Origin of the sequence: Arthrobacter gyeryongensis (assembly GCF_039543785.1) — a bacterium.
GTDB classification, from domain to species: Bacteria; Actinomycetota; Actinomycetes; order Actinomycetales; family Micrococcaceae; genus Arthrobacter; species Arthrobacter gyeryongensis.
Genome location: NZ_BAABKK010000010.1, coordinates 331,774 through 345,006, shown reverse-complemented (window position 1 = coordinate 345,006; position 13,233 = coordinate 331,774). Strand labels below are relative to the sequence as shown.

Annotated in this window: 13 protein-coding genes; 7 read left to right on the top strand and 6 right to left on the bottom strand. The window is 64.8% G+C overall.

The window, feature by feature from the left end; translation table 11 throughout:
• Window positions 1–3 precede the first annotated feature (3 nt).
• Genes ABEA18_RS08325 through ABEA18_RS08305 form a run of 5 tightly spaced genes read right to left on the bottom strand, consistent with a single transcriptional unit; the run spans window position 4 to window position 3,848 of the window.
• A complete protein-coding gene (locus ABEA18_RS08325; RefSeq protein ID WP_345448776.1) occupies window positions 4–1,167 on the bottom strand; it encodes an MFS transporter in 1,164 nt (387 codons plus the stop codon).
• 28 nt (window positions 1,168–1,195) lie between these two features.
• Entirely contained in the window at window positions 1,196–1,816 is a 621-nt protein-coding gene (locus ABEA18_RS08320) for a cation efflux transmembrane domain-containing protein (protein WP_345448775.1), read from the bottom strand.
• 36 nt (window positions 1,817–1,852) lie between these two features.
• Window positions 1,853–2,467 (bottom strand): cation diffusion facilitator family transporter, encoded by a 615-nt coding sequence (locus tag ABEA18_RS08315; RefSeq protein WP_345448772.1) that lies wholly within the window; start codon window positions 2,465–2,467, stop codon window positions 1,853–1,855.
• Complete coding sequence (locus ABEA18_RS08310) at window positions 2,467–3,438, bottom strand: cation diffusion facilitator family transporter (protein WP_345448771.1); 972 nt, start codon at window positions 3,436–3,438, stop codon at window positions 2,467–2,469. Before ABEA18_RS08310 ends, ABEA18_RS08315 begins: the two co-directional genes overlap by 1 nt.
• On the bottom strand, window positions 3,435–3,848 hold the full coding sequence (locus ABEA18_RS08305; RefSeq protein WP_345448770.1) for an ArsR/SmtB family transcription factor: 414 nt from the start codon (window positions 3,846–3,848) through the stop codon (window positions 3,435–3,437). The genes ABEA18_RS08310 and ABEA18_RS08305 overlap by 4 nt, the downstream gene beginning before the upstream one ends.
• A 403-nt stretch (window positions 3,849–4,251) precedes the next feature.
• Here ABEA18_RS08305 and ABEA18_RS08300 point away from each other — a divergent pair, with 403 nt between their 5' ends.
• Window positions 4,252–4,878: a TasA family protein gene (locus ABEA18_RS08300; RefSeq protein ID WP_345448769.1), complete on the top strand. Its 627-nt coding sequence runs from the start codon at window positions 4,252–4,254 to the stop codon at window positions 4,876–4,878.
• Between the two features lie 478 nt (window positions 4,879–5,356).
• Here ABEA18_RS08300 and ABEA18_RS08295 read toward each other — a convergent pair whose 3' ends face one another.
• Window positions 5,357–6,925, bottom strand: coding sequence for a chitinase (locus ABEA18_RS08295; RefSeq protein ID WP_345448768.1), 1,569 nt, complete (start codon window positions 6,923–6,925; stop codon window positions 5,357–5,359).
• 218 nt (window positions 6,926–7,143) lie between these two features.
• Here ABEA18_RS08295 and ABEA18_RS08290 point away from each other — a divergent pair, with 218 nt between their 5' ends.
• The 6 genes from ABEA18_RS08290 (at window position 7,144) to ABEA18_RS08265 (ending at window position 13,231) form a co-directional block, all read left to right on the top strand.
• Entirely contained in the window at window positions 7,144–9,477 is a 2,334-nt protein-coding gene (locus tag ABEA18_RS08290) for a glycosyltransferase family 2 protein (RefSeq protein WP_345448767.1), read from the top strand.
• Window positions 9,478–9,555: 78 nt separating this feature from the next.
• Complete coding sequence (locus tag ABEA18_RS08285; protein ID WP_345448766.1) at window positions 9,556–11,055, top strand: SDR family oxidoreductase; 1,500 nt, start codon at window positions 9,556–9,558, stop codon at window positions 11,053–11,055.
• A gap of 46 nt (window positions 11,056–11,101) precedes the next feature.
• Window positions 11,102–11,452, top strand: coding sequence for a metalloregulator ArsR/SmtB family transcription factor (locus tag ABEA18_RS08280; RefSeq protein ID WP_345448765.1), 351 nt, complete (start codon window positions 11,102–11,104; stop codon window positions 11,450–11,452).
• Window positions 11,449–12,168, top strand: a complete 720-nt coding sequence (locus ABEA18_RS08275) for an aquaporin (protein WP_345448764.1) — start codon at window positions 11,449–11,451, stop codon at window positions 12,166–12,168. The genes ABEA18_RS08280 and ABEA18_RS08275 overlap by 4 nt, the downstream gene beginning before the upstream one ends.
• On the top strand, window positions 12,165–12,587 hold the full coding sequence (locus ABEA18_RS08270; protein ID WP_345448763.1) for an arsenate reductase ArsC: 423 nt from the start codon (window positions 12,165–12,167) through the stop codon (window positions 12,585–12,587). Before ABEA18_RS08275 ends, ABEA18_RS08270 begins: the two co-directional genes overlap by 4 nt.
• 221 nt (window positions 12,588–12,808) lie before the next feature.
• Window positions 12,809–13,231: an arsenate-mycothiol transferase ArsC gene (locus ABEA18_RS08265; protein WP_345448762.1), complete on the top strand. Its 423-nt coding sequence runs from the start codon at window positions 12,809–12,811 to the stop codon at window positions 13,229–13,231.
• Window positions 13,232–13,233: the final 2 nt, after the last annotated feature.

Below are 13,233 nucleotides of genomic sequence, written 5' to 3'. Positions count from 1 at the left end.
AGGTCAGGTTCGATTGAGCCTCGGCGCGCTTGCTGCGCCTATGAGCAGCGCGAGTGCGCCCAGACCCAGCGGCAGTCCGCCCAAGGTGGCAAGGCTTCCGACTATCAGTGGTCCGCCCGCGTCGCCGAGTTCCCTGCCGAGTTCAGCTGAGCCCATGGTCCTCCCCATCCGTTCGTGGGGTGTGGTGTCGGCCAGATGGGCGAACGCGAGCGGGGTGGCCGTTCCGATCCCGGCCCCGATCAGCAGGGCGGCGATGAACAAGGTGATGGGTCCCGGTGTGGCGGCCACGATTCCGATGCCCGCGGCGGTGAGCAGCAGCCCGGCCCTCATACCTGCTGCGTCGCTGATCCCTTGCACGTCGCGGCGCGTTCCGACCCATGGCGAGATGATGGCCGAAGCGATGGCCAGCACGCTCACAGCGGCCGTCCCGGCGACGGGATCGAGTCCGTGCCGGGTGGCCAAAGCGGGTAGGAAGCCGATGGCAGCACCCAGGGCGCCGGTGGATGCCGCCAGCACTGCGGTGGGTACGAGGAAGCGCCGTTCGGTGATTTGCCTCGCGAGGTCCAGGACGGTGTACCTGATGCGGGGAACCGGTTCGAACCGTGGCAGGCTCACAGCCACCCACATGGCGGTGGCTGCTGCCAGGGCTGACAGGGCAGCAAAGAGCAATGCAAAACCCCCGACCTGAATCAAGCCGGCTCCCAGGAGCGGGCCGAAGATATAGCCAAGGCTTTTCCAGGATCCGTAGCGGCCAAAGAATTTCCCGGCGTTCTTGCCGCCGGCCAGCCGTGCCACGGTGGCCGATGAGGCGGGTGAGAATGCCGCCGCGGATGCGCCCTGGCCCAAGCGGGCCAGGCCCAGCAGAAGCGGGTCCGCGCCCCACAACCCCACCAGCGAGAAAGCGGCGAACGCCAGCAAGCCTCCGACGATGACCGGTTTGGGCCCAATCCGGTCACTAAGGACACCGAAGACGGGTTTGAGAAACACTTCGGCCAGGTCGTAGACGGCCAGCAGGATGCCCAGGTTCAGCAGACTCAGGCCGATGTTCCCGCTCTGGGCTCCCATTCCTGCGGCAATGCTGTGTGCTCCGAAAGCGGTCACGAATCCCGCTCCATAGAGAGGAATGGTGGGCCCGTGGATTGTCCCGGCCGGGTTGGTGCGGCTCATTGGTGCACCTCCCGGTAGAGAAGGCCATTCATGGGATGCTCTGGTCGATGGTGTGTTTGAGGGCGTGCCGGGCCTCTATCGCGGCGTAGTAGATGATCACGACCCCTGCCAGGGGATCGGCCCACCACCAGCCGAACAGGGCGTTGAGTGCGAGGCCCGCCAGCACCGCGCCGGCCAGATAGGCGTCCACGAGGGTCACTTTTCCTTCCGCGCGGAGTACCGGATTGCCCAAGCGCTGCCCGGTGCGGATCTTGCCCCACGCCAGGGCAAGCATCACCACGAAGGTCAGGGCCGTCCAGACGATGCCCAGACCTGAGCTTGCGGGGCGGACGCCGGCGGCAAACACAACGGCCACCTGGATGAGCAGGTAAGCGCCCAGAACGGCGAAGGCGATCCCTATCAGGCGCATCGCGGGGGCTTCGCGCTCTTTGTGGGCACCCTTGAGCTGCCACACCACCACGATCGAAGCGAAGATCTCGATCAGGGAATCCAGGCCGAAACCGGCCAGTGCCGGGGAACCGGCCTGGATGGCGGCGGCTGCAAGGACACCGAGGCCCACCACGTTCCAGCCCAGCGTCGCGTATTCAAGCCACAGCCCGCGGCGCAGCAAGAGTTTGCGGTCTTCGCTTGTGTCGTTAATGCTGGCCATGGGGTGTCCGTTTCTTTGAGTGCGTTTTTGAGTGCGCTAGCAGCAGTCTTCACCCTTCCACGCTTCGCGGCCTTCTTTGACGGCGACAGCGGCGACGATGAGGCCAATGACGGGGTCAAGCCACCACGCGCCGAAGAGCGCATTGCCGGCAAGGCCGATCAGGACAGCGGCGGCCGTGGCGGCACAGAGCAGGTTCTGGGTTCCTTCACCGGCAGTTGCCCCGGAATCCAGCCTGGCGCCGAGGCGCTGCTTGGCGATACCGAGGACAGGCATGATGACCAGGCTCGCCGCCGTGAGCACGATGCCCAGGACGCTGTTCTCGGCCCGGTGTCCAGTGGCCAGGTCGACGATCGACTGGATTCCGATGTAGGGGGCCAGGAGCCAGAAACTGATCGCGACCGCCTTTTGCGCGGGGCCTTCGGCAGTTTCGGAGAGGGTGCGGGAGCCGGTGAACCGCCAGATCACGATGATGCTCGCCAGGCCCTCGACGGCGGAGCTGAGGGCCCAACCGATCAGCGACACGGAGCCGGCCGTCCCGCCGGCAAGCAGTCCGAGGGCTCCCTCCAGGATCATCCAGACCAGGCTGAACCAAGACAGCAGCCGGACGGTACGGGCGTCCTTGATCCAGGCGGCTTCCGGGACTGTTGTCATCAATGGGTTCCGGTTTCGTGGACGGCGTGGCCGGCGGGTTCGAGCTGGAAGGTGGAGTGTTCGACGTCGAAATGCCCGGTCAGGCAACTCTGAAGTTGGTCAAGGATGAGCGGGGCATGTCCGTCGTGGAAGCAGCTCTCATCCAGGACGACGTGCGCGGACAGCGCGGGAAGGTCCGAGGTGACTGTCCAGACGTGCAAGTCATGGACGTCGTGCACGTGCCCGGTTTCGAGGAGGTGTTCCCTGACCTTGTCCAGGTCGACACCTTCCGGTGCGCCTTCCAAGAGGATCCTCCCGGAGTCCCGCAGCAGCCCCCACGCGGCGTGAAGCATCAGGGCGACGACGATAAGGGAAGCAATCGCGTCCGCACGGGTGAAACCGGTGGTCAGGACGACGAGCCCGGCGACCGCCGTCGCAATGAATCCGTAGAGGTCGGTCAGGATGTGCTGGAAGGATCCTTCAACGTTCAGGCTGGACCGGTTGGCTTTGGCCAGCACCCACACCGCCACGAGGTTCACGATGATGCCGAAGATCGCGACGATGAGGACAGGGCCGCCCTCAACCGGCGGCGGATCAAGGAGGCGGTGGACGGCCTCCACAGCCACCAGCGCGCTGATGACCAGCAAGGTGATTCCGTTGGCGGCCGCGGAGAGGATTTCCGCGCGCTTGAATCCGAATGTCCAGATTCCCCTCGCCGGACGGGCCGCGAGGTTGATCGCCCACAACGACGCGGCGATCGCACCGGCGTCGGTCAGCATGTGCCCGGCGTCGGAGAGCAGCGCCAGCGAGCCGGAAACGACGGCGACAATCACTTCGACGATCATGAATCCGACAATCAGGGCCAACGCGATAACCAGATAGCGCCGGTCCGCGTTCGCTGCTATCGCGTGGCCGTGGGCGTGGGCGTGGGCGTGGGCGTGGACGTGGTGCTTGGCTGGGTTGCCTGGCGCGTCATGCTCGTGGGTGCTCATTGGCCTTTGGCTTTCTTGGCCGTGCGCTCGGGATGAACGGCGACGGTGTGGCCGGTGTGGGTCAGCCCCAGGTCAAGCAGCATCCGCACGTGCGCGTCATCGAGCCGGTAGTACGCCATCCGGCCGCGCCTCGAAACGGAAACCACCCGGTGGGCGCGCAGGAGCCGCAACGCATGGCTGACCGCACTCTCGCTCATCGCCGTCGTCGCGGCAAGGTCGCACACGCATAGTTCCCCGCCTTCCAGCAGCGACGTCAACAGCCGCAAGCGCCCAGGATCGCCGAGCAGCGAGAACACGTCCGCCAGTTCGGCAATGTCATGATCCGAGGGCAGGGCGGCACGGACAAGTTCGACCTTGTCCGGGTCGACAAGTTTCACGCCGCATTCATCGACGGCTTCTCTAGCAGCCACGGAACCTCCAACATCTGAACAAGTATTCAGATGTCAGTATAGGGGACGCGATTCTTAGTAGGGTTGGCGATCCTCGCTGTGGCGACCGTCGCCGTCGTCGTCATCGCGCTCCGACGCTAGGGGATCGGGCTGCGTCAGCGGCCTTAACGCGAACAGGCAGTAAATGCCCTCTGGAAACGATTTTAAGGGCATCTACTGCCTGTTCGCGTCGTTACTCGTTTCCACTACTTGGATGCTGAAGCACCCGCCTGCTCAACACTCGAAAATTACTTGATTGAATATTTAACTAATCTTCGGGAAAAGCTTGCGGGAACCTTGCGGCTTCCTAAAAAACCTGCCGGAAAGTAGAGGTCATCGGACAGCAAAGTCCCGGTCTCACGGGCTTCAAGAAACGGAAAACATCATGGGTCTCAACCTGAAAACCACCACCGGCAAAGTCATTGCATCCCTGGCCCTGGTCGGCACTGCTGCCGGCGTGGCAGGACTGGGAACCTACGGCGCCTTCACCTCCAGCACCTCCGCCAGCAACACCGTCGCCTCCGGCATCGTGAACATCGCCCTCGGCGCAACCGGCACCACGAACCGGCTCAGCGTCGCCGCCTCCGGCCTGGTCCCCGGCGACACCGTCCAACGCGTCGCCACCCTGAGCAACGCCACCGGAAACCAGAACCTCTCCGCGATCACCCTGACCACCGCAGCGACCGCTCCCGGCTCCAAGCTGGACACCGACCCGACCATGGGACTGCAGATGACCGTCGACGAATGCTCCGTCCCGTGGACCGAAACACTCACCGGCACCGCCTACACCTACGCCTGCACCGGCGGCACCATCACCTCCGTCCTGGCCTCCCGCTCCGTCATCGGCGCCAACGTCCCCCTGGCAAACCTGACCTCGCTCGCACCCGGACACACCGACGACCTCCGCGTCACCCTGACCCTGCCCGCCACCGCGGACAACTCCCTCCAGAACCAGAGCAGCACCATCGCCTTCACCTTCACCGGAACCCAGCGCACCGCCGCCGCCCAGTAACACCCCAACCCCAGCCAGCCCTCCGCCGTCGAGCCCCCCTGAAAACGACGGCGGAGGGCCTCCCCCCATCGCGAACAGGCAGCAGATGCCCGCAAAAAGCAACGGAAAGGGCATCTGCTGCCAATTCGCGCTTAACTGCGCGCGGCGGGAGCGACGGCGGGGACCGGCCGGATACGCAGCGCCATGATGGCACGGATGATCATGCCCCCGCCGTGAGGATGAGGCACGAGACCCCGACCGTGGTCCGCAGCGACCGTGAGCGTTTCATCTCCAGAGAAGAGAGCGACACCATCGGTCCGTAGGATTCCGGCTGGTCATTGTGCTGCGGGTAGTAACCACTCATCAGGAAGTCCGTTTCAGCGCGCGGGAGCACCCACTGCGCCCCCAATGCCGACAACCTACCAGTTAGTAAACCCTCGAACAGGCAGCAAATGCCCTCAGGGAGCGATTTTGCGGGTATCTGCTGCCAGTTCGCGCTTCAGGAAGCCGGCTCGGTGGGGGATGGGGTCAAGATCTGGGCCGGGGTCAATCTTGCCCAGGGGGAGTCAGGGGCGCCTTGGACGGCGGCTTCCGGGCTGTCGCCTTGGGTCCACCACTTGGCCTCGAACGCGGATCCTTCGAAGAGAATGCGGTCGCCCTTGTGATAGATGGTCTCCGGAACCCACGCCGGGAAGGTCCCCGCAGGCACCGTCACCTTGGGGCTTGGCCTGTCTCCGGGCAGCACCGGACCCACGAGTTTCCACGGAGTGGCGCCGCCCTGCAGAACGGGGTTGTCCGGGACGTCGGCGCGGGTCCACCACTTCGCCTCGTACACGCTGCCGTGCCAGACCACCCTGTCCGCAGCCGTATAAGCGGCATAGGTGCTCCATATCGGATAGGGGCTCGTTGCCGGGTCATCGGTGGTGGTGGCGGTTGCACTACTTGAGGCAGTGATTGTTGGCGATGGAGTAGTAGCCGGCGTGGGCAGTGCCACGTCATGGGCGAGCGTGGTCGAGAACAGTTGGGAACCCTGGACAACCCCGCTGCAGCTGTCCGAGACCTTGCTCAAATCCGGGTAGTTGGGGCTGCACGTCCTGTCCCTGTTCATGGACCACATCGACAACCTGCCGAGGCCCTTGTCCTTGACGAAGCTGTTCATGGTGGCAGCGTCATCGAGGGTGAATATTTCGCCGGCGATATCGTTCTGGCCCACCATGACGGTCAGGCCAAGTTTGCGCCAGAGGGTTTCGCTGCCAAAGTCAGTTCCGGCGTTGCGGTAGAGGGCGGCCAGCTGATCGTGGGCGGCATCCGCAGCTGACTCCGAGGCCCGGGACATGCTCCAAGCTGCAGGCTTACTGGCGCCGAAATCCATCGTCATGATGTTTACACCCTCCAGATCGACTCCGCCGGACAGGGTATGCGCCACGATGCCCTGGCCTTGGCTCGTGAGGCCGTCCGGGTCGGCCGCAAGGGTCAGCCAGACGGCGAGGGGCTTGCCGCTGGCTTTGCGTTCCTTTTGGAGGGCGGCAATGGCTTGGGCACGTCGGTCGGCAGCGGCCAGGTCGCCCAGGGCGACGCCTTCGACGTCGAGATCTACCGTCGCGACGTCGTAGCGATCCACGATCTGCCGGTAGGCGTCGGTCAGGGCCTTCGTGTCTTTGCAGGAAACCGCGAGTTCATTGTTGTTCATCCCGCCGAAGGAAACCGCCGTGGCCCCTCCAAGCTGGCGGAGCCGGGCGATCCTCCGGTCCAGATCGAGGTCGGAAGCTGCCTGGTCGGGGCTGTACGCTGCTCCCCAGGACGGGGCGCAGCCCTGCTTCGGATCGGCGACGACGAAGGACAGCACCACGGCTTTCGCGCTGGGCACGGCTGGATCTTCAAACGCGAACCGCGGCGTCGCCGTCACGTCCACATAGCCGGAAAACACCGAGGGCATGGAGGCCGCGGCGCTGACGTCCTGGACGTTGCGGAGGCCGAGGTAGCCCGCCGTGACCGCCGCAACCACGATGACGCAAAGGATGCCCAAACGCAGGACGGACAGCCGGCGGCCGGGAAAGCGTTTCGACACAGAGATACCCCCAGAGCAATCGAATAGGACTTCGCGGATGTCCGGGAAAGGACTCACTCCGGTGGTGGCTGCGCAGCTTGGCGTAGCATTTCCACGAGTCTTATCCCAACTACGCGTCGTTCGCCTATCATAGGGGCGCACTGTAGTGCGGGCCGTCACATTACGCCTGCATTGTGCCGCGCGTCCGCTGGGGGCGCACGGACGGCGAATGGGGATTCATGTCGGACCAGATCGTGCTGCTACGCCCCGATGACCAGGGAACGGCGGACGGGCAGTCTTCAAAAGCCCGAAAGCGTCAGTGGGGCGCGGAGAAACGCTCTGAACCGCTCTCGATCGTCCATCCGGCACCATCGCGGCGCAAGATAGTCCTCGGCCGCATCGGGGTCCTCACCACTGTCCTCGCCTGGCTCGGCTATGTGATCACGACCGTGCTCAAGCAGCTGGTGGACAACCCCGGCGCCGGATTCCGATTCGGCGCCGAAACCCTCTCCTACTTGGTGGTGGTGTCCTTCCTGACGTTCTCGGCACTGATGTACCTCACCGCCCGCCAGGGCGCCCTGACCCGTTTTCGGGCCCACCGACGGGTTCCCCGAGGGGAGCTGGACCGGCACTTCTTCGACTACTCCGAGGGCATCACCGTGCTGATTCCCTCCTACGCGGAGGAACCGGAAGTAGTCCGCGGCACCATGTGGTCCGCGGTCCTGCAGGAATTCCCGGACCTCAGCGTCGTGCTGCTCCTCGATGACCCACCCTTCCCTGCAGACCCCGACGTGCTTCGGCGCCTGGAAGCCACCCGTGCCCTTGCCGGCCAGATCACGGAAACCCTCAAGGAACCAGCGGCGAGGGTCAACGCCGCCTACGCGAGGTACCGCCGTCGTCGTGATCAAGGACCTGAACTAGACCCCGGCACCGAGGTTGAGCGGCTCATCGCCGAATACCAATACGCTGCCGAATGGCTCGAAGCTATGGCCGAGACCGAGTCCGTCGAGGACCACGTGGATGAGTTCTTCGTCGATCTGGTCCTCATGGGCCTGGCCCGGGAACTACGGCTCGTGATCCTGGCCCTTACGGCCGCCAACGCACAGCGGAAGTCGCCCGGCCCGGAACGCATCGCTGAACTGTATGCGCGGTTGACCTGGATCTTCAACGCACGGGTGTCCACATTCGAGCGGAAGCGGTTCGCGAGCCTCTCCCATGAGGCCAACAAGGCCATGAACCTGAACGCCTACCTCTCGCTCATGGGCGGGACCTGGCACCCGGAACAGACCGCGGACGGCACCGTCTTGCGGCCCGCAGGGGTCGACGACGGCAATGTGCTGTCCGTCCCGGACACCACCTACGTCCTGACCCTGGACGCGGACTCGATGCTGCTGCGCGACTACTGCCTCCGGCTGGTTCATCTCCTCGAATCCCCGGGCAATGAGCAGGTAGCGGTCACCCAGACCCCGTATTCCTCCTTCCGCGGCGCCCCGACCCGGATCGAACGCATCGCCGGCGCCACCACAGACATCCAGCACATCCAGCACCAGGGCATGACCCAATACGGCGCCACGTTCTGGGTGGGCGCGAACGCCGTGATCCGCAAACGCGCCCTGGAGGACATCGTAGAGATCTCCACCGTGGGCGGCTTCGAGGTCAGAACCTACATCCAGGACCGCACTGTCATCGAAGACACCGAGTCCAGCGTGGACCTTGGCAAGCACGGCTGGACCTTGGCCAACTACCCGGAGCGGCTCAGCTACAGCGCCACCCCGCCGGACTTCGGATCGCTCGTGGTGCAGAGACGTCGCTGGGCCAACGGCGGCCTGCTGATCCTGCCCAAACTCTGGGAACAGATCCGCAACCGCCGTGGGCAGGCCCGGCCGGTCCTCTTCCGCGAGATCCTGTTGCGCGTCAACTACATGGCCTCCATCACCTGGGCGAGCTTCGGGCTGCTGTTCCTCCTCGCATACCCCTACGACAGCCGTCTCCTCAGCCCCTTGGTCTTCCTTGCGGCCCTGCCCTACTTCCTGGCCATGGGAAGCGACCTGCGGGACTGCGGCCACCGGTTCAGCGACATCTTCAGGATCTACGGATTCAACCTCGTTCTCCTTCCGGTCAATCTCGCAGGCGTCCTGAAATCCCTCCAGCAAGCCCTCACGGGAGACAAGATCCCGTTCGTCCGAACCCCGAAGGTCAAAGACCGTACCGCCGCACCGGCCCTCTACGTCCTCGCTCCGTACTTGATCGTCGCGTTCTCCTTGTTGACCGTCTGGCGCAACTGGGAACTGGGAAACTGGGGCAACGCCGCATTCGCCGCCTTCAACGCCGTGATGGCCGCCGGTGCTATCCGGGCCTACATCGGACTGGCCAACTCCGGAGTGGACATGTACCTTGGCGTGCTGAACTGGCTGTACGTCGAACCCAAGAAGCCGAAAGCACTGCCGCCGGCCATCATTCCCAAAACCCCGGAACAGGTCGACTGGGAGTCGCTGCTCTACCACGGGGACCGCCGCCTGAACCGCGACCTCCGCGGCAAGAACGACCGCCGGAAACGGGCCGGATCGGTGTAGGGCTACGCTGGCATAGGGCGTCGGCGTTCCGGCTCCGTAAGGGCATTCGGCTCCGCAAGGGCATCGGAAGGGGCCACGATGAATCCACTCGCTGTGGTATTGGGATCCACCGGCTATATCGGGGGACGGCTGGTTCCACGCTTGCTCGACGCCGGCTACGACGTCCGTGTCCTGGTACGCCACATTAACAAGCTCAGCGACGTCCCCTGGGCGGACCGCGTGGACGTAATGATTGGCGACCTCGAGGATGTCGACTCCTTACGGCAGGCGTTTGCCGGGGCCGACGTCATTTACTACCTGGTGCACTCGATGGGTCATTCGGGCCAGCGGTCTTTTGAAGAGACGGAAAGGCTCTGCGCCCGCAACGTTGCGCGTGCGGCTGCCGATGCTGGCGCTGGGCGGATCATTTACCTGGGTGGACTGCACCCGGAAGGAACTGAGCTCAGCCGGCACCTCCGGTCCCGCAAGGAAGTGGGCGACCTTTTCCTAGCGGAACCGCAGGTGCCCGCGATCGTGCTTCAGGCCGGCGTCGTGATCGGTTCCGGTTCGGCGTCCTTCGAAACGATCCGGCAACTGACCGAAGTGCTGCCCCTCATGGTGGCTCCGCGATGGGTGCGGAACAAAGTCCAGCCGATCGCGATCCGCGACGTACTGTACTACCTGGTCGCAGCGGCTGGACTCCCCGCCTCGCTCAACCGCACCTTCGACGTCGGCGGCCCGGATGTCCTCCGGTACGACGAGATGATGAACGGCTACGCCGCGGAAGCGGGCCTTCGGCGCCGGCCGGTGATTTCATTGCCCGTCCTGACTCCATGGTTGGCATCCCAGTGGGTCAACCTCGTCACCCCCATACCGCGTTCCTTGGCCGTGCCGCTGATCGGATCCCTTCAGCAAAACTGCGTGGTCGGGGAGCGGGACATCGACGGATATATCGATCCGCCCGAAGCCGGACTGCTTGGATACCGGGAATCCCTTCGACTGGCGCTGGCGCGCGAGGCCGCCGGAGAAGTGGAAACCAGTTGGCAGAATTCCTCCGTTCGCGGTGCCCCGAGTGATCCGCTGCCCAGTGACCCGCAATGGGCCGGACACCTGGTGTACCAGGACAACCAGGAGCAGCTCACCACAGCCACCCGGCAACAACTGTGGCAAGTCATAGAAGGCATCGGCGGCGACAACGGCTGGTACTCGTTTCCCTTGGCTTGGTCCGTGCGCGGCTGGATGGACAAGATCGTGGGTGGAGTCGGGCTCCGCCGCGGCCGGCTCAATCCGACCCGGCTGAATACGGGGGACGCGCTGGACTTCTGGCGTGTGGAGCAGATTGACCGCGGCTCCCTGTTGCGCCTCCGCGCGGAAATGAAGGTACCCGGGCGCGCGTGGCTGGAAATGCGGGCGGAGGAAGCCGAAGGCGGGGCGCTCTACCAACAAAGGGCGATCTTCTTCCCCAAAGGCTTGGGCGGACGGTTGTACTGGCTGGCTGTGCTGCCTTTCCACGGCGTCATCTTCAAAGGAATGGCCAACCGGATCACTGCCGAAGCGGCGTCGATGGCGAACGACGACGATCCGGCGGCCTTGCCTTAGCGGCCTTGCCTTAAACATCGACAAGTGTGAATATTTACGTGTGTCTATGTCGCTGGAGTTAACGCCCGTCCAGACGGTGGCGTGTTGTTCGCCGCTGTCCAGGGAACCGTTGTCGGAATCCGAAGCGGAAGGGATCGTGCCGCTGCTGAAAGCGCTGGCCGATCCGGTACGGCTGCGGCTGATGTCGCTCGTGGCGTCCCACGAGGGCGGCGAAGCCTGCGTGTGCGACCTCAATGACGCCTTCGAGCTGTCGCAGCCGACCATCAGCCACCACCTGAAGGTCCTGCACGAAGCGGGCCTCCTCGAACGCGAAAAGCGCGGCGTCTGGGTGTATTACCGCGCCCGCACCGACGCCCTGTCCGGCCTGGCGGCCTTGATCGGTGGACAGGGCCAATGAGCGTGCTCAAGCGGCAGGCCGTGGCGGAGTTCGCCGGCACCGCCTTCCTGGTCATGGCCGTGGTGGGCTCAGGGGTCATGGCCTCGCGACTGTCCCCGAACGACGTCGGACTGCAGCTTCTGCAGAACAGCGTCGCCACCGGCGCCGCGTTAGTGGCGTTGATTCTGGCGCTGCAGCCGGTCTCGGCATCGTTCAACCCCGTGGTCACTTTGGTGGAACGGGCATTGGGGATCCTGGATACGCCCACCGCGTTGGCACTGATCGCCGCCCAGTTCGTCGGAGGCCTCGCCGGGACCGTGCTCGCCAACTTGATGTTCGGCCTCGACGCCGTGACGCTCTCCACGCATGAACGTGCCGGAGGAGGGCTGTGGCTCGGCGAAGTCATCGCGACCATCGGGCTGCTCCTGGTCATCTTCGGCACCATCCGCTCCGGGCGCCCTGAGCGCGTGGCCTTCGCCGTCGGCGGCTACATCACTGCCGCCTACTGGTTCACCAGCTCCACGAGTTTTGCGAACCCCGCCGTGACTGTGGCCCGGACCATTACCGACACCTTCGCCGGCATAGCCCCGGCCTCCGCCCCGGGGTTCATCCTTGCCCAGTTGCTGGGCGGCGCCGTCGGGTTCTTCCTGATCCGTGCCCTGTACCCGCGCGTTGCCACGTTGCCTTTGCCGGTTCCCGCGCCCGGCCCCGAATCCGATCGAAAGGTTCTCTCATGAGCACTGAAACCGACAAGAAACCCTCCGTCCTCTTCGTCTGCGTACACAACGCCGGCCGTTCCCAGATGGCGGCCGCCTTCCTCACGACCCTGGCCGAGGGCCGGATTGAGGTCCGGTCCGCGGGCTCCCAGCCCGCGGACAAGGTCAACCCGGCCGCGGTCGAAGCCATGGCCGAACTTGGCATCGATATGTCCGCCGAAATCCCCAAGGTCCTCACCACAGAGGCCGTGAAGGAATCGGATGTCGTCATCACCATGGGATGCGGCGACGAATGCCCGTACTTCCCGGGCAAGCGCTACGAGGATTGGGTCCTCGAAGATCCGGCCGGCCAGGGCCTGGACGCCGTCCGCCCCATCCGGGACGAGATCAAGAGCCGCATCGAGGGCCTGATCGAGTCCCTCGCGCCCGCCGCCACGTAGCCGTGTCACAGGCTGGCTGAACCGAAAGTGGAGAGGGGGTGAACTGGATGGATACCGGATGCTGCACCGATGCGGGTTGCTGCGACGACGACCTGGACTGCTGCTAAAGCCGTTCGCCCTAACGCCTGCCGGACCCAAGACGCCCGGCAGGCATCCTCCCTTAACCCGCAAGCCGACGGATGATGCAAGAATCGGCGATCTCCGATGCAAGAATCACAGGCATGAGCGAAAAACCCACAACCCCGAGCGTCCTGTTCGCCTGCAGCAGGAACGGCGGAAAGTCCCAGCTCGCTGCCGGGCTCATGCGCGACCTCGCCGGAGACGCAGTCGCAGTCCATTCCGCGGGCACCAAACCATGCTCGGAACTGAACCCCGAGTCCGTTGAATCCCTGAACGAACTCGGCATCGACATCACCGGTGAGCACCCCAAGCCCGTCACGGACGAGGTGTTCGATGCCGCCGACGTCGTCGTTGTCCTCGGCACCGAGGCCAAGCTGGTTGCCCCCGCCGGCAAGCGCGTTGAGTTCTGGGACACCGACGAACCCTCCGCTCGTGGCATCGAAGGCATGGACCGCATGCGCCTGGTCCGCGACGACATCAAGGCCCGCGTCCAAACGCTCTACGCCGAACTCGCCGAGAAGTAGAA

Coding starts and splice junctions, on each gene's coding strand:
- ABEA18_RS08310 (WP_345448771.1), bottom strand. CDS start 3,438: ATGAGCACCCACGAGCATGACGCGCCAGGCAACCCAGCCAAGCACCAC.
- ABEA18_RS08270 (WP_345448763.1), top strand. CDS start 12,165: ATGAGCACTGAAACCGACAAGAAACCCTCCGTCCTCTTCGTCTGCGTA.
- ABEA18_RS08285 (WP_345448766.1), top strand. CDS start 9,556: ATGAATCCACTCGCTGTGGTATTGGGATCCACCGGCTATATCGGGGGA.
- ABEA18_RS08300 (WP_345448769.1), top strand. CDS start 4,252: ATGGGTCTCAACCTGAAAACCACCACCGGCAAAGTCATTGCATCCCTG.
- ABEA18_RS08275 (WP_345448764.1), top strand. CDS start 11,449: ATGAGCGTGCTCAAGCGGCAGGCCGTGGCGGAGTTCGCCGGCACCGCC.
- ABEA18_RS08315 (WP_345448772.1), bottom strand. CDS start 2,467: ATGACAACAGTCCCGGAAGCCGCCTGGATCAAGGACGCCCGTACCGTC.
- ABEA18_RS08290 (WP_345448767.1), top strand. CDS start 7,144: ATGTCGGACCAGATCGTGCTGCTACGCCCCGATGACCAGGGAACGGCG.
- ABEA18_RS08280 (WP_345448765.1), top strand. CDS start 11,102: ATGTCGCTGGAGTTAACGCCCGTCCAGACGGTGGCGTGTTGTTCGCCG.
- ABEA18_RS08320 (WP_345448775.1), bottom strand. CDS start 1,816: ATGGCCAGCATTAACGACACAAGCGAAGACCGCAAACTCTTGCTGCGC.
- ABEA18_RS08265 (WP_345448762.1), top strand. CDS start 12,809: ATGAGCGAAAAACCCACAACCCCGAGCGTCCTGTTCGCCTGCAGCAGG.
- ABEA18_RS08325 (WP_345448776.1), bottom strand. CDS start 1,167: ATGAGCCGCACCAACCCGGCCGGGACAATCCACGGGCCCACCATTCCT.